Here is a 19276-nt window from a genome sequence, read left to right as displayed (position 1 = left end):
TTGAAAGTTACAAATAATGAATGAATAAAATTCATCACTCACTATGATTTGGTAACCAGGAGTAGATAGTTTCCGCATTGAAAATAGTTGAGTAATTGACCAGCCAGTCAAGCGCGCGCGGCGCCGTGGCGGTTTCGCGCACACTGGATGGTTTCCGCCGGAATTTGTTGTTCACAGTACAAAGAAAAGATTGTATTAACCATAAGCGGCATGGTAGGCTGATAAGCATCAGGCAAGCGCGTGTCGCCCGTGCGTGGCCATCCGCCGCGCATGGCGACACAATGTATTGAAGGTCGGCAATAAGGAGTTAGCGGATGCATGCAGCACACAGGCAGAACTTTGCGGCAACGCGCCATGCGCGCGGCTTTACCTTGCTCGAATTGCTGGTCGTCATCGTCATCATCGGCTTGCTGGCGGCGTATGTCGGCCCCAAGTATTTCGCCCAGCTGGGCAAATCGGAAGTGACGGTGGCCAAGGCGCAGATCGAAGCGTTTGAAAAATCGCTCGACACCTACCGCCTCGATGTGGGGCGCTATCCCACCACGGAAGAGGGTTTGGCCGCGCTGCTGGTGGCGCCGCCCGCCGCCGGCACGCGCTGGAATGGTCCTTACCTGAAAAAGGCTGTGCCACTCGACCCGTGGGGGCATGCCTATCAATACCGTGCGCCAGGCAGCAAGGGCGAGTACGATATCGTCTCGATGGGCAAGGATGGCCAGCCGGGCGGCAGCGGCGAGAACGCCGACATCAGCTCGCAATAGCGCCAGCACCAATCTTTTTCCTACGGACAAGCCATCATGCAGTTCGAAGTACGCGCGCTTTCCACGGACCAGGTCGTAGCTACCTTGCAGACGTGCGTGATCGACGGGCGCGACGAAGCCGACGCGCGCCGCCAGGCCGAAGCGCGCGGCCTGTTTGTCAGCGCCATCCGCCCCGTGCGGGCCACGCCGTTCAGCGCGGCCGGGCGCCAGCGCGCGCGGGCCTTGCCCCTGCTGCTGTTCAGCCAGGAATTGCTGGCGCTGCTGCAAGCGGGCCTGGGCATCGTCGAAGCGCTGGAAGCCTTGCTGGAAAAGGAAGCGTCGCCGGCCACGCGCAGCGTGCTCACGCGCCTGCTGGAAGGCTTGCGCGAAGGCAAGCGCTTTTCCGCCGTGCTGGGCGAGCAATCTGAACTGTTTCCTCCCTTGTATATCGGCATCGTCAAGGCGGCCGAGGGCACGAGCGACTTGCCGCGCGCCCTGTCGCGCTACATCGACTACCAGCAGCGCATCGATGCGGTGCGCGGCAAGATCGTCAGCGCCGCCATCTACCCCGCCATCCTGCTGGCCGTGGGCGGCGGCGTCAGCGCCTTCCTGATCAGCTATGTGGTGCCCCGTTTCGCCGAGGTCTACCAGGGCGCCGGGCGCAATCTGCCTTGGATGTCGCAAGTGATGCTCAGCTGGGGCCAGTTCGTCACGCAGCATGGCGTGTTGCTGTTGCTCGGGCTGGCACTCGTCGGCAGCATCGTGTTCACCGCCGTGCGGCGCGTGCTGCGCAACGGCGGCGTGGCGCGCCTGCTGGCGAAGTTGCCCGGCATCGGCGAGCGCGTGCGCATCTATGAACTGTCGCGCCTGTACCTGACCCTGGGCATGCTGGCCGAGGGCGGCATCACCATCGTGCAGGCGATCGCCACCGTGCAGGCGATGGTCTCGCCGGGCATGCAGGCGTCCTTGCAGCAGGCGCGCGGCGCCATCGAGGCGGGCCAGCCGCTGTCGTCCGCGTTCGAGCAGCATCAATTGACGACGCCCATTTCCCTGCGCATGCTGCGCGTGGGCGAGCGCACGGGCGACATGGGCCCCATGCTGACGCAGTCGGCCGCTTTTTACGACGGTGAAATCAGCCGCTGGATCGACCGTTTTACGCGCACCTTCGAACCCTTGCTGATGGCCGCCATCGGCCTCGTCGTGGGGGCCATCGTGATCCTGCTGTACATGCCCATCTTTGACCTTGCCGGCGATATTTCATGATGCAAACCGAATCCGCGCCTGTTGCGCCCATCGTGGCCATCGACCCCGCGCTGCTGCAGCGCGCGCGCGTCCTGAGCCGGCAATCGAAGCGCAGCCTGGTCGAGGAATTGCAGGAGCTGAGCGGCATCGAGGCGCGCGCCGTGGTGCGCGAACTGGCGCGCCCGTTCGGCCTGGACGTGCTGGAAACGGCCGACATGCTGGCCTTGTCTCCCGCCTTCGACGTGCTGCCATTGTCGCAGGCGCTGGCGCGCCACAGCGTGCTGCTGCGCGCCGCCGACGGCCAGCTGGTGGGCGTGATCGCCGACCCGTTCGACCTTGACCTGCAAACTTGGCTGAATGCGCGCGCGGCGCAGGGCGCCTTGAGTATCCGCCTGGCGTTGCAGGCCGACATCGGCGCCTATCTGTCGAAGCAGGAAGAATCGGCGCGCGCCGTTGACAGCCTGCTGCCGGGCGCCGCCACCGACGCGCGGCGCGACGGCAAGACGGCCGCCGTGCTGTCGTTCGCCAGCGTCTCGGAAGCGGCCAGCCCCGCCGTCAAGCTGGTCAACTCGACCCTGTATGACGCGCTGAAGGCGGGCGCCTCGGACATCCACCTGGAAAGCACGGCCGGCGGCCTGGCCGTCAAGTACAGGGTCGACGGCGTGCTCGATCACGCCACGTCCGTCAACGGCATCGAAGTGGCCGAGCACATCATCTCTCGCCTGAAAGTGCTGGCGGAACTCGATATCGCCGAGCGCCGCGTGCCGCAGGACGGCAGCTTCCGCGTCGAGTCGGGCGGGCGCGAAATCGACTTGCGCGTCTCCATCATGCCCAGCATCCATGGCGAGGACGCCGTCATCCGCATCCTCGACAAGCGCGCCATGATCGAGGCGTACGGCGCGCTGACCCTTGAAGCGCTGGGCTTTGACTCGCCATCGCTGGTCGCCTTGCGCGCGCTGGCGCAGGAAGCCTACGGCATGCTGCTCGTCACGGGACCGACCGGCTCGGGCAAGACGACGACCCTGTACGCGGCGCTGACGGAAATCCACAACGGGCGAGAAAAGATCATCACCATCGAAGACCCCGTCGAATACCAGTTGCCCGGCATTCTGCAAATTCCCGTCAATGAAAAGAAGGGGCTGACCTTTGCCAAGGGCTTGCGCTCGATTTTGCGGCACGACCCCGACAAGATCATGGTGGGCGAGATCCGCGACCGCGAAACGGCGGAAATCGCCGTGCAGTCGGCCCTCACGGGCCACTTGGTGCTCACCACCGTGCATGCGAATAATGTGTTCGACGTGTTCGGCCGTTTTACCCACATGGGCATCGACCCGTATGCGTTTGTCTCGGCCCTGAACGGCATCTGGGCGCAGCGCCTGATCCGCACCAACTGCCCCCATTGCGCCACGGAATACACGCCCGACGATGCCGAGCTGGCCAGCGTGGGCCTGGCGCGCGCCGACGCGGCGGAGTATCAATTCAAGCAGGGCAAGGGCTGCGGCGACTGCCGCGGCACGGGCTACAAAGGGCGCCGCTCGATTGCCGAAATCCTCGTGCTGACCGATGAAATCCGCGAATTGATCGTTGATAAAAAGCCGATCCGCCAGATCAAGGCGGCCGCGTATGCGAACGGCACGCGCAGCCTGCGCCTGGCGGCGCTGGAACTGGTCAGGCGGGGCGCCACCACCATCACGGAAATCAAGAGGGTCACCCTGCATGCGTAGAGGTCTTGGACAAGGATTACGCCTGGGCGTGGCGGCGGGCAAGGTAAGCCTGTGGCGCGGCAGCCGCTGGCGCGCGCCCGCCTGGACGCCGCTGGGCGAAGCCGCGTATGCGCCGGACGACACGGCGTACGGCGACTTTGCCGCCCTGGGCCAGGCGCTGGAACAGATACTGCCGGCTGGCGAATACGCGGGCTGGCCCTTGTCCGTCGTGCTCGACGATGCTCTGGCGCGCCTGTGGCAAGTGGACATGCCGCACGGCGCCGCGCGCCTGGCCGACATCGAGGCGGCCGCCGCGCTGCGCTTCCAGTCGCTGTATGGCGATGCGCCCGGCTTGTGGCATAGCAGCAGCGCCTGGGATGCGCGCGCGCCGTTTTTCTGCGCCGTGCCCCGTGCGCTGCTGGCGCAGCTGACGCGCGTGGCCGACGCACGCAAGCTGGCCCTGATTTTCATTACGCCGCAATTCGCGCGCCACTGGAACCGCTGGCATGGCGCATTGAAGCCGGGCGCCTGGTTTGGCCAGTTGCAGGAAAACGCCCTGACCCTGGGCGTGCGCCACGATGGCCGCCTGCGCGCGGTGCGCGCGCTGCCCGTGCCGCCTGGCGCTGGCAGGGAGTGGCTGGCGCAGACCTTGGCGCGCGAGGCGCTGCTGCAAGGCGTGCCGGCACCGGCGCTGCTGCAGCTGTGCGGCGCGCCGCCGCCCGCATGGCTGACGCCGGCGAAAGAATTCCACTGCCAGGTTTTTCCCGCGCCGGATGGCGAAGGCGCCTTGTCGCCGGCCGCCCGGCTGGCGCATAGCGGAGGCGTGGCATGACGCGCCTCGATATCGATTTCGCGCCGCCAAACTGGCGCCGCAGCCTGCACCGCGTGCCCGCCTGGGCGTGGTGCATCGGCGCGCTGGGCGTGGCGCTGGCCGTCACGGCGGCGTACAGCGGCAGCGCCGCGCTGCAGCGCCAGCAGCTGCGCGAGGGACAGTTGCAGCGCGCCCAGCAGCGCGTGCTGGCCGCCACACAGGGGCCGGCGCCGGTGGTGTCCACGCCGATCGCGCCGGCGCAGGCGGCGGCCGTGAATGCGGCCATCCTGCAATTGAACCTGCCGTGGCGCGATCTGCAGGATGCGCTGGCCAGCGCCACGCCGCCCGGGGTCGCGCTGCTGGCGCTGGAACCGGATGCGCGCAAGCGCGTGCTGAAGATCACGGCGGAAACGACCAGTAGCGACGCCATGGTGGCGTATGTGGCGCAACTGAAGCAGCAGGAGCTGTTCGGCATGCGCGTGCAGCTGCTGCGCCATGAAATCAACGCGCTCGATCCGAACAAACCCTTGCGCTTCCAGCTTGAAGCGCGCTGGGGCACGCCATGATGGCCATCGACCTCAATAGCTTGCGCCTGCGTTCGCAACTGCTGTTGCGCCGCCTGGGCGCGCCCGCCTGCCTGGCCGTCGCCCTGCTCGCGCTGGGTACGGCTGCATGGGTCTGGGCCTGGCAGCAACGGGCCGTGGCGGCGCAGCTGGAAGCGCGGCCCTTGCCGCAGCCAGCGCTGGCCGTGGTGGCTGCGGCGGCGCCGGCGACGGCCAGCGAAAACCTGGCGCGCTTTTATTCCGCCTTGGGACAGCAGCGCCACGCGGAGCAGCAAGTCAAGCAGCTGTTCGACCTGGCTGCGAAAAACGGCTTGCTGCTGGCGCAGGGCGAATACAAGAGCGGCTACGACAAGGCTAGCCGTGTCGCCACCTACCAGGTGACCTTGCCGCTGAAGGGCAGTTATGCGGCCGTGTGGCAGTTCGCGCTGCAAGCGCTGCGCGCCGTCCCCTTCGCCTCGCTCGACGAACTGAGTTTTCGCCGCGAGCAGATCGCCGATACGCAACTCGAAGCGCGCTTGCGCCTGACCTTTTATCTGACCGATACGCCTGGCGCTGCGGGAGAAACGCCATGACCCCGCGCCATTATCTGATGCTGGCCGGCGTGCTGGGCGCGGGCGCCTTGCTGCTGTTCGGCGAGCGTCAGCCCGTGGCCGACGTGGCCGAAGCCGTGGAGCGGGCCGTGGCGCCCGCGCGCCATGCGGCTGCCAAAGCACCTGCCGCGCAGCCGGCCATCCTGGCCTTGCTGCCGCGCAGCGAAGTGGCGGGCGAGGATGGCGACACCTTTGGCGGCGCCGGCGGTGTCTTCCAGAGCCAGAACTGGAATCCGCCGCCGCCGAAAATAGCGGTGACGGCCGCACCGCCGCCACCGCCGCCGATGGCGCCGCCGCTGCCTTTCGTCTACCTGGGCAAGGCGGCCGCCGACGGCGCCTGGGAAGTGTTTTTGTCGCGCGCCGACAAGACGTATATCGTGCGCGCCAATACCGTCATCGATGGCGCCTACAAGGTCGTGACGATTGCGCCGCCCGTCATGACGCTTACCTACTTGCCGTTGAACCAGGTTCAGCAGCTCAACATTGGAGTTTCCGAGTGATGTCTCGTTCCTTTTCATCGGCGCTGCTGCTCTTGCTGCTGTCGGGCTGCGCAGGGCAGCAGGCTTACCGCGATGGGCGCGAGCTGATCGCGCAAGACCAGGTGCCGGCCGGCCTGCAAAAGCTGCAGGAAGCGCTGCAGCAGGACCCCGGCAACGCGCAATACCGCAGCGCCTATCTGCAGGCGCGCGAACGGGCGACCGGCAGCCGCTTGCAGCAGGCCGAGCGCCAGGCGCAGGCGGGGCAGGCCAACCTGGCGCGCGCCTCCTTCATGAGCGTGCTGGAAATCGATGCGCAAAACGAGCGGGCCAACAGCGGCTTGCGCGCGCTCGAGCGCGAACAGCGCCAGGGCAAGCTGCTGGCCGAAGCGCAAAAGGATATCGAAGCCAAGCGCTACGATCCCGCGCGCCAGCGCCTGAACGCCATCCTCACGGAGCAGCCGAACCATGCGGGCGCGCGCACGCTGCTGCGCGACGTCGATGAAAAAACGGCGCCGCCCGTGGTCGAATCGGGCTTGGCCAAATCGTACAAGCAGCCGATCACGATCGAGTTTCGCGACGCGCCGTTAAAGCAGGTGTTCGAGTTGATCGCGCGCCGTTCCGGCCTCAATTTCGTCTTCGACAAGGACGTCAAGGCGGACGCGAAAACCTCGATCTTCCTGAAAAACAGCACGGTGGAATCGGCCGTCTACTTCCTGCTGGTGACGAACCAGCTGGAGCAGCAGGTGATGGATGCGAATACGATCCTGATCTATCCGAACGTGGCGGCGAAATTGAAGGAGTACCAGGAAGTGCTGGTGAAAACCTTCTTCCTGGCGAACGCGGACGCCAAGCAGGTGGCCAACACGCTCAAGACGATTCTGAAGACGCGCGACGTGGTGGCCGATGAAAAGCTCAACCTCGTCATCGTGCGCGACACGCCAGAGGCGATCCGCCTGGCCGAACGCCTGATCGCGCTGCAGGACGTGCCCGAGGCGGAAGTGGTGCTGGAACTGGAAATCCTTGAAGTCAAGCGCAGCCGCCTGATGGAACTGGGCGTGGCCTGGCCTTCGAGCCTGACCCTGACGCCATTGAGCACGTCGGGCGGCGTGGGGCTGACCATCAATGACCTGAATAATCTGAACCAGCGCACCATCGGCGTGAACAACCTGGCCGTGACGGCAAACGCCAACAAGACGGACGGCGACGCGAACATCCTGGCCAACCCGCGCATCCGCGTGCGCAACCGGGAAAAGGCGAAGTTCGTCATCGGCGACAGGGTGCCTGTGGTGACCACCACCATTTCGCCGGGCACGGGCGGCTTCGCTTCCGAATCGATCAGCTACCTGGACGTGGGCCTGACGGTGAATGCCGAGCCGACCATTTATTTGAACAACGAGGTGGGCATCCGCATCTCGCTTGAAGTGAGCAACCTGGGCGCGGCGACCACCACCCGCAGCGGCTCGACCCTGTACCAGATCGGCACGCGCCAGGCGTCGACCATGCTGCAGCTGAAGGATGGCGAAAACCAGGTGCTGGCGGGCCTGATCAACAATGAGGAGCGCAGCTCGGGCAACAAGGTGCCAGGCCTGGGCGACATCCCCGTGCTGGGGCGGCTGTTCGGCAGCAGCAAGGATGACAGCCAGAAGACGGAAATCGTGCTGTCGATCACGCCGCACCTGGTGCGCACGGTGCAGCGTCCGGAAGCGAAGGAATCGGAATTTTCCGCCGGCACGGAAGGCAGCTTCCGCCGCCGTCCCGACATGGCGGCCAAGGCACCCACGCAGATGCCGGGCACGGTGATCGTGCGTTCCGGCCCGTCGGCCGTCGGCATGCAGCCGGCGCCGGCGCAGCCGCTGATGACGCCGGGCGCTTTGCCGGCGCCGCTGCCGCAGACGGTGCCCGCGCCGGAGGTGGCGCCGTCGCCCGAGCCGGCCGCGTCGCCCTTGCCGATATCGTCGGGCCAGCCCGTACCGCTGCAGGCGGCGCCCTTGCCGCTGTCGTCGAGCCAGCCGGTGCCCGTGGCGCCGCCACCGCCTGCCAAATGAGACTGGCGCATGCGCAGGGTGGGCAGGGCGGCTTCACCCTGATCGAGCTGCTGGTGACCCTGGCCATCCTGGGCGTGCTGGCCACCTTGGTGATCCCCGTCACGCAGGTGACGGTGCAGCGGCGCCAGGAGCAGGAATTGCGGCGCGCGCTGCGCGAGATCCGCCAGGGGATCGATGCTTATAAACGGGCTGGCGACGAGGGCCGCATCGTGCGCGCGACAGACGCCAACGGTTATCCGAAAAGCCTGGAATTGCTGGTCGAGGGCGTGCCGGATCAGCGCAGCCCGAAGCGCAGCAAGATGTTCTTTTTGCGCCGCGTGCCGCGCGACCCGTTCAACGGGGATTCGGGCCTGAGCGATGCGCAAACGTGGGGCAAGCGCAGCTACGCCAGCGAGGCGGCCGAGCCGCGCGAAGGCGACGACGTGTACGATGTGTATAGCACGTCCGGCAAGACCGGCTTGAACAACGTGCCTTACCGTCTATGGTGAACCATGGCTGCTGAAAACTCCCCACACCGCACGCGCGGCTTTACCCTGATCGAGTTGCTGGTGGTGCTCGGCATCGTGGCGCTGCTGCTGACCCTGGCCGTGCCCCGCTATTTTCCCAGTCTCGACAAGGCGAAGGAAACCGTGCTGGCGGATAACTTGCGCAACCTGCGCACGACCATCGACCAGTTCCACGGCGATACGGGACGCTATCCGGATACCTTGGAGCAATTGGTGGAAAAGAAATACCTGCGCGCCATGCCCATCGATCCCATCACGGACAGCGACAGCAGCTGGCTCATCGTGCCGCCGCCCGACGACACGCCGGGCCAGGTGTATGACGTGAAAAGCGGCGCGCCCGGCAAGGACCGCAGCGGCACGCCGTTTGCCGACTGGTAGCGGCCATGCACCGTCCTGCGCGCCGCCAGCGCGGTTTTACGTACCTGGGCCTGATCATCCTGGTGGCCATCCTGGGTCTCGTGGGGGCGGCTGGCCTGAAGATGGGTTCCTTGCTGCAGCGCCAGGCGGCAGAGCAGGAATTGCTCGATATCGGCGCGCAGTTTTCAGATGCCCTCTACAGCTATGCGGCCGCCACGCCGCCGGGCCAGCCGCAACAGCCGCCCAGCCTTGCCGCCTTGCTGCGCGATCCCCGTACGCCCCAGTTGCGCCGGCATCTGCGCAAGCTGTTTGTCGATCCCATCACGGGCCGCGCCGAGTGGGGCTTGCTGTACCAGCCGGGCAGCAACGGCATCATTGGCGTGCACAGCCTGTCGCAGGCGGCGCCATTAAAGATCGGCAATTTCGAGGCCCGGTTCACCGGCTTTGAAGGCAAGGCGCATTTCTCGGAATGGCGCTTCATGGCCGATGCCCGGGTGTCATCCGTCCCGCTTACGGGAGCGGCAACTGTGCCGGCTAGTGATGAGACCGGCACCGCGCCCGTCTTGCCGGAGCCACCGTTGTTTTCTCGCCCTGTTACTCCAACGCAAGAACAAACGCCGCCAGAGCCAATTGAGCAGCCAGAACCGCAAAATCCCGCTGAAAACGCTGCCGAGTAGGCGTTTTTACCTTAAAACATGGGAAAAATAAATGTGTGCACCGGTAACTATTTTTTCATAGAAATTCATAGATACTGGCAAATAGTTCATTTAGAAAATAGTTATCTCAGGTGAAACTTCGATAAAATATTTATAAGTAATTCGATGCAATTATGCTACCATTCTGTTCAGTACTTCCGGTACTAAAACTATTGGTGGCCTGCGCATTGCAGCCATAAATTACTTTTTAAGGGATAAACTATGAAATTGAAATTTATCGCTGCAGGCATCATGGCAGCAGCATCGTTCAGCGCATCGGCAGCAACCTACGACCTGGGTATCCTGGATCCAACCGGTTCCGATACCTTGTCGGCTTTCACGACCAAGTTCGCCATCAATTCGGAGATCAATGATTCGTGGACCTTCCAGTTGCTGGCTCCATCGTCGACCTCGTTCGGTGCTCTGCAAACGTTCTCCGTTGCTAATGGCGCGATCAAGGATTTCGCAGCGACCCTGGTCGGCTATGGCGATCTGACCAAGAGCACGGCTAGCGGCATCCAGAATCTGAGCTGGGCAGGTCAATTGGCCGCAGGCACCTACACGGTGCAAGTCTCGGGCCTGACCCTGGTGAAAAATGTTCAGTACGTAGGCACGGTTTCGGCCTTGCCAGTACCAGAACCAGAAACCTATGGCATGCTGCTGGGCGGCCTGGCGCTGGTTGGCGCCGTCGCACGCCGCCGCGCCAAGAAAGCTGACTAAGCTTTCGCTGCAATGAAAAAAAACCCGCTTCGGCGGGTTTTTTTTCGTCTGGATAATCTGCTAAGGCAAGACGTCGGCAACAACGTCCTGCGCAATCCGGACAAGCTGCGCAGGACTAGGCGCCAAGTCGAAGACAGTACGCCAGTACGGCAAGACGCCGGCAACAACGTCCTGCGCAGCTGGTCAAGCATGGCGCTTGAAGTCGCGGAAGCGGAAGCCGACCAGTAATAGCGTGGCAAAGTACGCCACGCCGCACAGGGCCACCACCAGGGCCAGCGCGCCGGCCCGCAGCAACGGATGGGCTTGCATGGCGATCCAGTCGATGCGCACGGCGCCCGCATACGCCACGCCGCCCATCACGATGAGTGCCGGCAGCAGGCGCAGGAAGAACTTGGCCCAGCCCGGTTTCGGCTGGTAGATGCCGCGCTTGCGCAAGCCCCAGTAGAGAAAAGTGGCGTTCAGGCAGGCGCCCAGGCCGATCGACAGGGCCAGGCCGGCCACGGCGATGTAGGGCACGAACAGCAGATTCATCAGCTGCGTGGCGATCAAGACGCCGATGGCGATTTTCACGGGCGTACGGATGTCCTGGCGCGCATAGAACGCGGGCGCGAGAGTCTTGACGAGGATGATGCCGATCAAGCCCAGGCTGTAGGCCACGAGCGGTTGCGTCGACATGGTCACGGATTCGGCCGTGAACTTCCCGTAATGGAAGAGCGTGGCGATCAGCGGCGTGGCCAGGGTCGCCATGCCCACGGCGGCGGGTAGGGCCAGCAGGAAGGTCAAACGCAAGCCCCAGTCCAGCAGGGCCGAGTATTCCGTCTTGTCGCCATCCACGTTCGCCTTCGACAGGCTGGGCAGCAAGATGGTGCCCAGGGCCACGCCCAGCATGGCGGTGGGAAACTCCATCAGGCGGTCCGCATACGACAGCCAGGAAATGCTGCCTTCTGCCAGGCGCGACGCGATGCTGGTGTTGATCATCAGGCTGATCTGCGCTGCCGAGACGGCGAACACGGCCGGCCCCATCTTCTTCAGCACGCGGCGCACGCCGCCGTCGGACAGGCCGATGGCGGGATTGATCGACAGGCGCGGCAGCATGCCGATCTTGATCAGCGCGGGAATCTGGATCGCCACTTGCAGCAGGCCGCCTGCGAACACGGCAATGGCCATGGCGTAGATCGGCTGTTTCAAATAGGGCGCGAGGAACAGCGAGGCGGCGATGAACGACAGGTTCAGCAGCACCGGCGTGAACGCGGGAATCTTGAATTCGCGCCAGGTATTCAAAATGCCGCCGGCCAGGGCCACGAACGACATGCAAGTAATATAAGGGAACATCAAGCGCGTCATCCACACGGCCGCGTCAAAAGCGCCCGGGTCCTTGGAGAGACCCGTGGCGATCACATACACGAACCAGGGCGCGCCGAGGATGCCGATGGCGGACACGAGCAAGGTGGCCCAGACGAGGGTGGTGGCCACATGATCGGCCAGCTGCTTGCTCGCTTCCTGGCCGTGCTGATTCTTGTATTCAGACAAGATCGGCACGAAGGCTTGCGAGAACGCTCCCTCGGCAAACAATCGGCGCAACAGGTTGGGGATGCGGAAGGCAACAATGAAGGCGTCCGTGTAGGCGCCGGCGCCAAAGGCGCGCGCGAACAGGCTTTCGCGCAATAATCCGGTTACACGGGACAGCATGGTCATGCTGGAGATGGCGGCGAGGGTTTTAAGCAAGTTCATGGGGGCAGATTATAGCCGGGAGCGGTACTGGCAAACGGTTAAAATATGGTAACAATTGCCACCGATTCGCCCTTGCCCGCCTCATTTTCACGTGTTTTTGGCGTGACACACGGTTTTTTGATTTGCCCCCGCTTGAAAATATCGCTATAATCGAAGGCTGTACAGAATTCTGTTACGCAGACACTAATGTTTGACAGGCACTGGTTTGGCACACATGGTTCGGCAGACGCACAGAACGCACCGGTTGGCAAACACTAATGTTTGCAAACGCACTTTGACCCTGTTTTAGGAAATTCCATGGCAAATACCGCACAAGCGCGCAAACGCGCTCGTCAAGCAGTTAAGCAAAACGCACACAATTCGTCCCAACGTTCGACCTTGCGCACGGCTATCAAAGCTGCTCGCAAAGCGATCCAGGGCGGCGACAAGGCAGCTGCTGCTGCAATCTTCCAAGCATCCGTGTCGACCATCGACCGTATCGCTGACAAGAAGATCATCCACAAAAACAAGGCAGCTCGCCATAAGAGCCGTCTGGCAGCTGCTTTGAAAGCACTGTCCGCTTAATATTCGCCAGCAGGCAAGCCACCACGGTGGCCTTGCCTGTGCCGGTACGCTGGCACTGGTTGAAAAGCAAAAACCCGCAGATTCATTCTGGCGGGTTTTTTCGCGTCTTCATTCTGATTTTTAAGGCCGCGTCCGCTAGCGGCCCGCCGTCACGCCCTAGCGCGCCGCCGGCAAGTTGCCGATGCTCATGCCCGGCTTGATGTTCTTTTGCTTGAACCAGCCCAGATGCATTTCCAGCGCATAGCGCACAGGCACAGTCTTCGTGGAACAATGGCTGTCGAGCGTGTGCGGCTGCATGTCTTCGATGTTGACGATCTTGCCGCTGGCGTCGATAAAGGCCACGGACAGGGGCAGCGGCGTGTTTTTCATCCACATGCATTGCGTGGACGGATTGCCAAAGACAAACAGCATGCCTGCATTGGCCGCCATCTTTTCGCGGTACATCAAGCCCTGTTCGCGCTGCTCTTCCGTGGCGGCTACTTCCGCCTGGATCAAATGCATGCCGGCCGACAGTTGCAAGCTCCTGGTTTGCGCCTGGGCCATGCTGGCGCAAGACAACAGGGCGATGGACAGGCTGAGACGGCAAAGGGAATTTTTCATGGGGCGGGACGGTGGCTGCGAAGCGGCGATTAAGCCATGCTGGCGGCTGCCTGGTCAAGCATGCTGCCTGGCCGCGCCGAAAGCGTGGGGTTACAGCAACATGCTCGCCGTCGTAACCCCGGGAACCGCGCTTACTTCACGGGCTTGCCGGCTTCAGCGGCTGGCTGCTTCGTCTTGCGCGCCTGGGGAATCAGGCGCGGCGCATCGGTTGCAGCCGATGCGTTGACGGAGGCCGATGCCGGTGGCACGGGTTTGCTGGCGTCGGTGGCGGCCGAGGCGTGGCTGGCTGCCGATGCCGGCGGCGGCTTGGCGGCATCGGTCGCGGCGGAAGCGTGCACCTGGGCGCCCGACTGGGCCAGTGCGGCGCCGGCAAGCAGGGATGTGGCCAGGGTTAACATTACTTTTTTCATCATCTTTCCTTTTCCGTCATGTTAAGGTTGGATGATTTTAATGCATTATCTAAAAATAAATAATGCTTATTGGTAAAATTTAGCGCCGCATCAGTCTTTTCCTGGCCTTTTTACGCTTTGCCAATGTTCTCGGCCGGCACTTCGCACCATTCTCCCGGCATCAGTGGATGGCTGGCCAGCGAGAACGGTCCGATGGCGCTGCGCACCAGGCGCAGGGTGGGCAGGCCGACGGCCGCCGTCATGCGCCGCACTTGCCGGTTTTTTCCTTCTTTCAATGTGATCGCCAGCCACGAGGTCGGCTTGTCGGCGCGCGCGCGGATCGGTGGATTGCGGGGCCACAGCCAGTCCGGCTCGGCGATGCGCACGGCCTTGCACGGCTTGGTAATGAAGTCGCCCAGGTCCAGCGGCGCCTGCAGGCGCGCGAGGCTGGCCGCATCGGGCACGCCGTCGACCTGCACCAGGTAAGTTTTCGCTTCCTTGCGGTCCGGGTGGCTGATCTCGTGCTGCAGGCGGCCGTCATCCGTCAGCAGCAGCAAGCCTTCGCTGTCGGCGTCGAGCCGGCCGGCCGGATAGATGCCGGGGATGGTGAGATGGTCGGCCAGGGTGGTGCGGCCGTCCTGCGGCGAAAACTGGCACAGGACTTGGAATGGTTTATTGAAGAGAATGAGTGGCATGCTGGATAAATGGGTGCAAACGATGGTGGCTGCTGGTCGGCGCCGCAAAAGCGTGGCGCCCTGTAAGATACTGGTGCATAATGTGAAACGTTAGTCTTATGTCTTATAGAAGACTATGGCGGTGCGTTTCTTTGGTGATGCGGATGGCCCGGGTGTTCTTTCCCTGCTAAAGTGCGTTGTTGCCGCCCTGTTCGGACTTGTTTTTGTAAACTCTGCAACCGCAGAGCGCGTCGCCGGCCTGTGTTGCCCGCCAGCGGTGTGTCCCACTTCGGAGATCACGATGTATCAACATATCACTGTACCTGCTGACGGCCAAAAAATCACCGTCAACGCCGATTTTTCGCTGAATGTACCAGATAATCCCATCGTTCCCTTTATTGAAGGCGATGGCACGGGCATCGATATTAGCCCGGTCATGATCAAGGTGATCGACGCTGCCGTGGCCAAGGCCTACGGCGGCGCGCGCAAGATCAGCTGGATGGAAATCTACGCGGGCGAAAAATCGACGAATGTGTACGGCCCCGATGTGTGGCTGCCGGAAGAAACACTGGAAGTACTCAAAGATTACGTGGTGTCCATCAAGGGTCCGTTGACGACGCCCGTCGGCGGCGGCATCCGCTCGCTGAACGTGGCCTTGCGCCAGCAGCTCGATCTGTACGTCTGCCTGCGCCCTGTGCGCTACTTCACGGGCGTGCCGTCGCCCGTGAAAGAGCCGGAAAAGACGGACATGGTGATTTTCCGCGAAAACTCGGAAGATATCTACGCCGGCATCGAATACCAGCAAGGCTCGCCCGAGGCCAAGAAATTGATGGATTTCCTCGTCAACGAAATGGGCGTGACCAAGATCCGCTTCCCGGCCACGTCGGGCCTGGGCATCAAGCCTGTCTCCATCGAAGGCACGGAGCGCCTCGTGCGCAAGGCCATCCAGTACGCGATCGACAATGACAAGCCATCCGTGACGATCGTGCACAAAGGTAACATCATGAAGTACACGGAAGGCGGCTTCCGCGACTGGGCGTATGCGCTGGCGCAAAAGGAATTCGGCGCCGAGCTGATCGATGGCGGTCCATGGTGCAAGTTCAAGAATCCGAAGACGGGCCGTGACATCATCGTCAAGGATTCCATCGCTGACGCGTTCCTGCAACAGATTTTGCTGCGTCCGGCCGAATACAGCGTCATCGCCACCCTGAATTTGAATGGCGATTACATTTCCGACGCGCTGGCGGCGCAAGTGGGCGGCATCGGCATCGCGCCGGGCGCCAACCTGTCGGACTCCGTCGCGATGTTCGAAGCGACGCACGGCACGGCGCCGAAATACGCGGGCAAGGATTACGTGAACCCCGGTTCCTTGATTTTGTCGGCGGAAATGATGCTGCGCCACATGGGCTGGCTGGAAGCGGCCGACCTGGTCATTTCTTCGATGCAAAAGTCGATCGCCTCGAAGCGCGTTACTTACGATTTCGCACGGCTGATGGAGGGCGCCACGCAAGTGTCGTGCTCCGGTTTCGGCGAGGTGATGATCGAGCACATGTAATGGAGGGGCAGGGCGCTGCAAGCCCTGCGGACGAAAAAAAACCCCGTTCGAAAACGGGGTTTTTCACATCTGAGGGCCGGCGATGCTTAGGCTGCTTGGATGTTGGAAGCTTGCTTGCCTTTAGGGCCTTGCGTGACTTCGAATTGAACTTTTTGACCTTCTTTGAGGGTCTTGAAACCGTTCATGTTGATTGCGGAGAAATGAGCAAACAAATCTTCGCCGCCATCATCTGGAGTGATGAAGCCAAAACCTTTGGAATCATTGAACCACTTAACTGTACCTGTTGCCATAAAAAGAACTTTCAAAATTAAAACAAATCACACGAGCCATAAAAGCAAGAAGCTTCTTGCCCCCTCCTCGACGTCTCACTTCTTATCAAGCTGTACATTACTGCAACAGTCGATACAGCATTGTTGGCGGAATAAATAATGAAGTCAAGCGCTTTTCCATCGATATTGCCAAATTCTTCACGACAACCAAAAAAGCAACTCTTGATTTTGACGGCAAGGTCGCCATCTGCGCACTATTAAGAAAACGCGTAAGATTGAAAACAATTGGAAAGGCGTAGATATTGCGCATGACAACCACTGTGAAAGCATTAGAATAAGCGTATGGCAACCAAGCACGACACAGAAACCCTGCTGGAGCGGCAAGTGTTGAAGCCGCCACCGCTCTACCAGGTGGCCTTGCTCAATGACGACTACACCCCGATGGAATTCGTGGTGGCCATCATTCAGGAGTATTTCAACAAGGACCGTGAAACGGCGACGCAAATCATGCTCAGTGTTCATCGCTACGGCAAAGGAGTGTGCGGCGTGTTCTCTAAAGATATAGCGTGTACCAAAGTGGAGTTCGTTTTAACGCATGCGCGCAAGGCGGGGCATCCCCTGCAGTGCGTGATGGAGGAAGTATGATTGCGCAGGAATTAGAAGTAAGTTTGCACATGGCGTTTGTCGAAGCTCGGCAGGCACGGCACGAATTCATCACGGTTGAGCATTTACTGCTGGCACTGCTGGACAATCCCTCCGCTGCCGAGGTGTTGCGTGCCTGCGCGGTCAATATAGAAGACCTGCGCAAGACCCTCACCAATTTCATCGGCGATAACACGCCGACCGTGCCTGGCACGGGCGAAGTCGACACCCAGCCGACGCTTGGTTTCCAGCGCGTGATCCAGCGCGCCATCATGCACGTCCAGTCCGCCTCGAACGGCAAGAAGGAAGTCACGGGGGCCAATGTGCTCGTGGCCATCTTCGGCGAAAAGGATTCGCATGCTGTTTACTACCTGCACCAGCAGGGCGTAACGCGCCTGGACGTGGTCAATTTCATTTCGCACGGCGTGCGCAAGGACCAGTCGACGGAAAGCGCGAAAGCCTCCGAAGGCGTGGAAGAAGCGCCTGTCGATGGCCAGCCGAAGGAAAGCCCGCTCGACCAGTTCACGCAAAACCTGAACAAGGCCGCTGCCGAAGGCAAGATCGATCCGCTGATCGGCCGCGAGGAAGAAGTCGACCGCGTGATCCAGATCCTGTGCCGCCGCCGCAAGAACAATCCGCTGCTCGTCGGCGAGGCGGGCGTGGGCAAGACGGCCATCGCCGAAGGCCTGGCTTATCGCATCACGCAAAGCGATGTGCCGGAAATCCTGCAGAATGCCGTCGTGTATTCGCTGGACATGGGCGCCTTGCTGGCCGGCACCAAATACCGCGGCGACTTCGAACAGCGCCTGAAAGCCGTGCTGAAACAGTTGAAGGACAATCCGAACGGCATCCTGTTCATCGACGAGATCCACACCATCATCGGTGCGGGCTCGGCGTCGGGCGGCACCCTGGACGCGTCCAACCTGCTGAAACCGGCACTGGCCAACGGCCAGTTGAAGTGCATCGGCGCGACCACGTACACGGAATTCCGCGGCGTGTTCGAGAAAGACCATGCCTTGAGCCGCCGCTTCCAGAAAGTGGACGTCAACGAGCCGACCGTCGAGCAAACCGTGCAAATCTTGCGCGGATTGAAATCGCGCTTCGAAGAGCACCATGGCGTGAAATACTCGGCCTCGGCCCTGTCAACGGCGGCCGAACTGGCGGCGCGCTTCATCAACGACCGCCATTTGCCCGACAAGGCGATCGACGTCATCGATGAAGCGGGCGCGGCGCAGCGCATCTTGCCGAAGTCGAAGCAAAAGAAAACCATCGGCAAGGCCGAGATCGAGGACATTATCGCCAAGATCGCGCGCATTCCGCCGCAAACGGTCAACCAGGACGACCGCAGCAAGCTGCAGACGATCGACCGCGACTTGCGCAATGTCGTGTTCGGGCAAGATCCCGCCATCGACGCGCTGGCTTCGGCCATCAAGATGGCCCGTGCCGGCCTGGGCAAGACGGACAAGCCGATCGGCTCCTTCCTGTTCTCCGGTCCGACCGGCGTTGGCAAGACCGAAGTGGCCAAGCAATTGGCCTTTATCCTCGGTATCGAGCTGATCCGTTTCGACATGTCGGAATACATGGAGCGCCACGCCGTCAGCCGTCTGATCGGCGCGCCGCCGGGCTACGTTGGTTTCGACCAGGGCGGCTTGTTGACGGAAGCGATCACCAAGAAGCCGCATGCGGTCTTGCTGCTCGATGAAATTGAAAAAGCCCATCCGGACATTTTCAATATCCTGCTGCAAGTGATGGATCATGGCACCTTGACGGACAACAATGGCCGCAAAGCCGATTTCCGCAACGTGATCATCATCATGACGACCAATGCGGGCGCGGAAAGCTTGCAAAAGACGTCGATCGGCTTCACCAACTCGAAGCAGGCTGGCGACGAGATGGCCGACATCAAGCGCATGTTTACGCCGGAGTTCCGCAACCGTATCGACGCGACCATCAGCTTCCGCGCGCTGGACCAGGAAATTATCCTGCGCGTGGTCGACAAGTTCCTCATGCAGCTGGAAGAGCAGTTGCACGAGAAAAAGGTCGAAGCCGTGTTTACCGAGAAGCTGCGTGCTTTCCTGGGCAAGAAAGGTTTCGATCCGCTGATGGGCGCCCGGCCGATGGCGCGCTTGATCCAGGACATGATCCGCAAGGCCCTGGCCGACGAGCTGCTGTTCGGCCGCCTGGTCACCGGTGGACGTGTCACGGTCGACCTCGACGACAAGGACCAGGTCTTGCTGGAATTCCCGGAACCGCCGGACGCGGCGCCGACGGCTGCGCCGGAAACGGTGGAAGTCGAATAAACTTCCTGCCGTCAACGAAAAACCCGCCCACGCAAGTGGCGCGGGTTTTTTTACGTCTTTGTGGGCAATAAAGAAGGTTTTCTTTGGTCGTAGTTATGCCAGAA

Annotated in this window: 21 protein-coding genes; 16 read left to right on the top strand and 5 right to left on the bottom strand. The window is 62.0% G+C overall.

All coding sequences use genetic code 11. From position 1 onward, the window contains the following. Positions 1–314: 314 nt before the first annotated feature. The 12 genes from gspG to VM94_RS05655 all read left to right on the top strand — a co-directional run bounded on the left by gspG (position 315) and on the right by VM94_RS05655 (position 10448). Positions 315–758: a type II secretion system major pseudopilin GspG gene (gene gspG, locus VM94_RS05710; protein ID WP_046682594.1), complete on the top strand. Its 444-nt coding sequence runs from the start codon at positions 315–317 to the stop codon at positions 756–758. A gap of 36 nt (positions 759–794) precedes the next feature. Beyond that, entirely contained in the window at positions 795–2000 is a 1206-nt protein-coding gene (locus VM94_RS05705; protein ID WP_046682593.1) for a type II secretion system F family protein, read from the top strand. After that, complete coding sequence (locus VM94_RS05700) at positions 2000–3703, top strand: GspE/PulE family protein (protein ID WP_046682693.1); 1704 nt, start codon at positions 2000–2002, stop codon at positions 3701–3703. Before VM94_RS05705 ends, VM94_RS05700 begins: the two co-directional genes overlap by 1 nt. Beyond that, positions 3696–4514, top strand: a complete 819-nt coding sequence (locus VM94_RS05695; RefSeq protein WP_046682592.1) for a hypothetical protein — start codon at positions 3696–3698, stop codon at positions 4512–4514. The genes VM94_RS05700 and VM94_RS05695 overlap by 8 nt, the downstream gene beginning before the upstream one ends. Beyond that, positions 4511–5059, top strand: coding sequence for a PilN domain-containing protein (locus VM94_RS05690; protein WP_046682591.1), 549 nt, complete (start codon positions 4511–4513; stop codon positions 5057–5059). Before VM94_RS05695 ends, VM94_RS05690 begins: the two co-directional genes overlap by 4 nt. Then, a complete protein-coding gene (locus tag VM94_RS05685) occupies positions 5056–5628 on the top strand; it encodes a hypothetical protein (protein ID WP_046682590.1) in 573 nt (190 codons plus the stop codon). The genes VM94_RS05690 and VM94_RS05685 overlap by 4 nt, the downstream gene beginning before the upstream one ends. Next, entirely contained in the window at positions 5625–6146 is a 522-nt protein-coding gene (locus tag VM94_RS05680) for a hypothetical protein (protein WP_046682589.1), read from the top strand. Before VM94_RS05685 ends, VM94_RS05680 begins: the two co-directional genes overlap by 4 nt. Continuing rightward, a complete protein-coding gene (locus tag VM94_RS05675; protein WP_046682588.1) occupies positions 6146–8170 on the top strand; it encodes a secretin N-terminal domain-containing protein in 2025 nt (674 codons plus the stop codon). The genes VM94_RS05680 and VM94_RS05675 overlap by 1 nt, the downstream gene beginning before the upstream one ends. Continuing rightward, positions 8167–8658 (top strand): type II secretion system protein, encoded by a 492-nt coding sequence (locus VM94_RS05670; protein WP_046682587.1) that lies wholly within the window; start codon positions 8167–8169, stop codon positions 8656–8658. Before VM94_RS05675 ends, VM94_RS05670 begins: the two co-directional genes overlap by 4 nt. 3 nt (positions 8659–8661) lie before the next feature. Beyond that, positions 8662–9054, top strand: a complete 393-nt coding sequence (locus VM94_RS05665) for a type II secretion system protein (RefSeq protein WP_046682586.1) — start codon at positions 8662–8664, stop codon at positions 9052–9054. Positions 9055–9059: 5 nt separating this feature from the next. After that, on the top strand, positions 9060–9710 hold the full coding sequence (locus VM94_RS05660) for a type II secretion system protein (RefSeq protein WP_046682585.1): 651 nt from the start codon (positions 9060–9062) through the stop codon (positions 9708–9710). Between the two features lie 240 nt (positions 9711–9950). Beyond that, the gene (locus VM94_RS05655; protein ID WP_046682584.1) at positions 9951–10448 is read left to right on the top strand and encodes an FxDxF family PEP-CTERM protein; all 498 of its coding nucleotides are present in this window, start codon (positions 9951–9953) and stop codon (positions 10446–10448) included. Positions 10449–10631: 183 nt separating this feature from the next. Here VM94_RS05655 and murJ read toward each other — a convergent pair whose 3' ends face one another. Beyond that, on the bottom strand, positions 10632–12179 hold the full coding sequence (gene murJ / locus VM94_RS05650; RefSeq protein ID WP_046682583.1) for a murein biosynthesis integral membrane protein MurJ: 1548 nt from the start codon (positions 12177–12179) through the stop codon (positions 10632–10634). A 297-nt stretch (positions 12180–12476) separates the two neighbouring features. Between murJ and rpsT the strand changes: the two genes are divergently transcribed. Further along, positions 12477–12743 carry a 30S ribosomal protein S20 gene (rpsT, locus tag VM94_RS05645; RefSeq protein WP_010395935.1) on the top strand — a complete coding sequence of 89 codons (267 nt, stop codon included), beginning with the start codon at positions 12477–12479 and terminating at the stop codon, positions 12741–12743. Between the two features lie 156 nt (positions 12744–12899). Here the strand turns inward: rpsT and VM94_RS05640 are convergent, their stop codons facing one another. The 3 genes from VM94_RS05640 to VM94_RS05630 form a co-directional block, all read right to left on the bottom strand. Further along, positions 12900–13343: a DUF192 domain-containing protein gene (locus tag VM94_RS05640; protein WP_046682582.1), complete on the bottom strand. Its 444-nt coding sequence runs from the start codon at positions 13341–13343 to the stop codon at positions 12900–12902. A gap of 131 nt (positions 13344–13474) precedes the next feature. Beyond that, positions 13475–13756 carry a hypothetical protein gene (locus tag VM94_RS05635; RefSeq protein WP_138828892.1) on the bottom strand — a complete coding sequence of 94 codons (282 nt, stop codon included), beginning with the start codon at positions 13754–13756 and terminating at the stop codon, positions 13475–13477. 107 nt (positions 13757–13863) lie between these two features. Beyond that, entirely contained in the window at positions 13864–14427 is a 564-nt protein-coding gene (locus VM94_RS05630) for a pseudouridine synthase (RefSeq protein WP_046682580.1), read from the bottom strand. Between the two features lie 280 nt (positions 14428–14707). On the opposite strand from VM94_RS05630, the gene icd reads away from it, so the two are divergent. Then, complete coding sequence (gene icd, locus VM94_RS05625) at positions 14708–15961, top strand: NADP-dependent isocitrate dehydrogenase (protein ID WP_046682579.1); 1254 nt, start codon at positions 14708–14710, stop codon at positions 15959–15961. An 86-nt stretch (positions 15962–16047) separates the two neighbouring features. Here the strand turns inward: icd and cspE are convergent, their stop codons facing one another. Continuing rightward, positions 16048–16251, bottom strand: a complete 204-nt coding sequence (cspE, locus tag VM94_RS05620) for a transcription antiterminator/RNA stability regulator CspE (RefSeq protein WP_010395943.1) — start codon at positions 16249–16251, stop codon at positions 16048–16050. Between the two features lie 321 nt (positions 16252–16572). Here cspE and clpS point away from each other — a divergent pair, with 321 nt between their 5' ends. Then, on the top strand, positions 16573–16875 hold the full coding sequence (gene clpS / locus VM94_RS05615) for an ATP-dependent Clp protease adapter ClpS (protein ID WP_034751577.1): 303 nt from the start codon (positions 16573–16575) through the stop codon (positions 16873–16875). Then, the gene (clpA, locus tag VM94_RS05610) at positions 16872–19172 is read left to right on the top strand and encodes an ATP-dependent Clp protease ATP-binding subunit ClpA (RefSeq protein ID WP_034751575.1); all 2301 of its coding nucleotides are present in this window, start codon (positions 16872–16874) and stop codon (positions 19170–19172) included. Before clpS ends, clpA begins: the two co-directional genes overlap by 4 nt. Positions 19173–19276: the final 104 nt, after the last annotated feature.

Origin of the sequence: Janthinobacterium sp. KBS0711, assembly GCF_000988085.1 — a bacterium.
Classification (GTDB): Bacteria; Pseudomonadota; Gammaproteobacteria; order Burkholderiales; family Burkholderiaceae_D; genus Janthinobacterium; species Janthinobacterium lividum_E.
The sequence above is the reverse complement of the archived record's forward strand: the minus strand, read 5'-3'. Positions and strand labels throughout refer to the sequence as shown.

Excerpts from the sequence above, each read along its gene's own strand:
- rpsT (WP_010395935.1), top strand. The coding sequence starts at position 12,477 with ATGGCAAATACCGCACAAGCGCGCAAACGCGCTCGTCAAGCAGTTAAG.
- VM94_RS05690 (WP_046682591.1), top strand. The coding sequence starts at position 4,511 with ATGACGCGCCTCGATATCGATTTCGCGCCGCCAAACTGGCGCCGCAGC.
- VM94_RS05655 (WP_046682584.1), top strand. The coding sequence starts at position 9,951 with ATGAAATTGAAATTTATCGCTGCAGGCATCATGGCAGCAGCATCGTTC.
- murJ (WP_046682583.1), bottom strand. The coding sequence starts at position 12,179 with ATGAACTTGCTTAAAACCCTCGCCGCCATCTCCAGCATGACCATGCTG.
- VM94_RS05700 (WP_046682693.1), top strand. The coding sequence starts at position 2,000 with ATGCAAACCGAATCCGCGCCTGTTGCGCCCATCGTGGCCATCGACCCC.
- VM94_RS05670 (WP_046682587.1), top strand. The coding sequence starts at position 8,167 with ATGAGACTGGCGCATGCGCAGGGTGGGCAGGGCGGCTTCACCCTGATC.
- VM94_RS05675 (WP_046682588.1), top strand. The coding sequence starts at position 6,146 with ATGTCTCGTTCCTTTTCATCGGCGCTGCTGCTCTTGCTGCTGTCGGGC.
- clpA (WP_034751575.1), top strand. The coding sequence starts at position 16,872 with ATGATTGCGCAGGAATTAGAAGTAAGTTTGCACATGGCGTTTGTCGAA.
- VM94_RS05705 (WP_046682593.1), top strand. The coding sequence starts at position 795 with ATGCAGTTCGAAGTACGCGCGCTTTCCACGGACCAGGTCGTAGCTACC.
- VM94_RS05630 (WP_046682580.1), bottom strand. The coding sequence starts at position 14,427 with ATGCCACTCATTCTCTTCAATAAACCATTCCAAGTCCTGTGCCAGTTT.
- VM94_RS05695 (WP_046682592.1), top strand. The coding sequence starts at position 3,696 with ATGCGTAGAGGTCTTGGACAAGGATTACGCCTGGGCGTGGCGGCGGGC.
- gspG (WP_046682594.1), top strand. The coding sequence starts at position 315 with ATGCATGCAGCACACAGGCAGAACTTTGCGGCAACGCGCCATGCGCGC.
- VM94_RS05640 (WP_046682582.1), bottom strand. The coding sequence starts at position 13,343 with ATGAAAAATTCCCTTTGCCGTCTCAGCCTGTCCATCGCCCTGTTGTCT.
- VM94_RS05680 (WP_046682589.1), top strand. The coding sequence starts at position 5,625 with ATGACCCCGCGCCATTATCTGATGCTGGCCGGCGTGCTGGGCGCGGGC.
- VM94_RS05665 (WP_046682586.1), top strand. The coding sequence starts at position 8,662 with ATGGCTGCTGAAAACTCCCCACACCGCACGCGCGGCTTTACCCTGATC.
- icd (WP_046682579.1), top strand. The coding sequence starts at position 14,708 with ATGTATCAACATATCACTGTACCTGCTGACGGCCAAAAAATCACCGTC.
- clpS (WP_034751577.1), top strand. The coding sequence starts at position 16,573 with ATGGCAACCAAGCACGACACAGAAACCCTGCTGGAGCGGCAAGTGTTG.
- VM94_RS05685 (WP_046682590.1), top strand. The coding sequence starts at position 5,056 with ATGATGGCCATCGACCTCAATAGCTTGCGCCTGCGTTCGCAACTGCTG.
- cspE (WP_010395943.1), bottom strand. The coding sequence starts at position 16,251 with ATGGCAACAGGTACAGTTAAGTGGTTCAATGATTCCAAAGGTTTTGGC.
- VM94_RS05635 (WP_138828892.1), bottom strand. The coding sequence starts at position 13,756 with ATGATGAAAAAAGTAATGTTAACCCTGGCCACATCCCTGCTTGCCGGC.
- VM94_RS05660 (WP_046682585.1), top strand. The coding sequence starts at position 9,060 with ATGCACCGTCCTGCGCGCCGCCAGCGCGGTTTTACGTACCTGGGCCTG.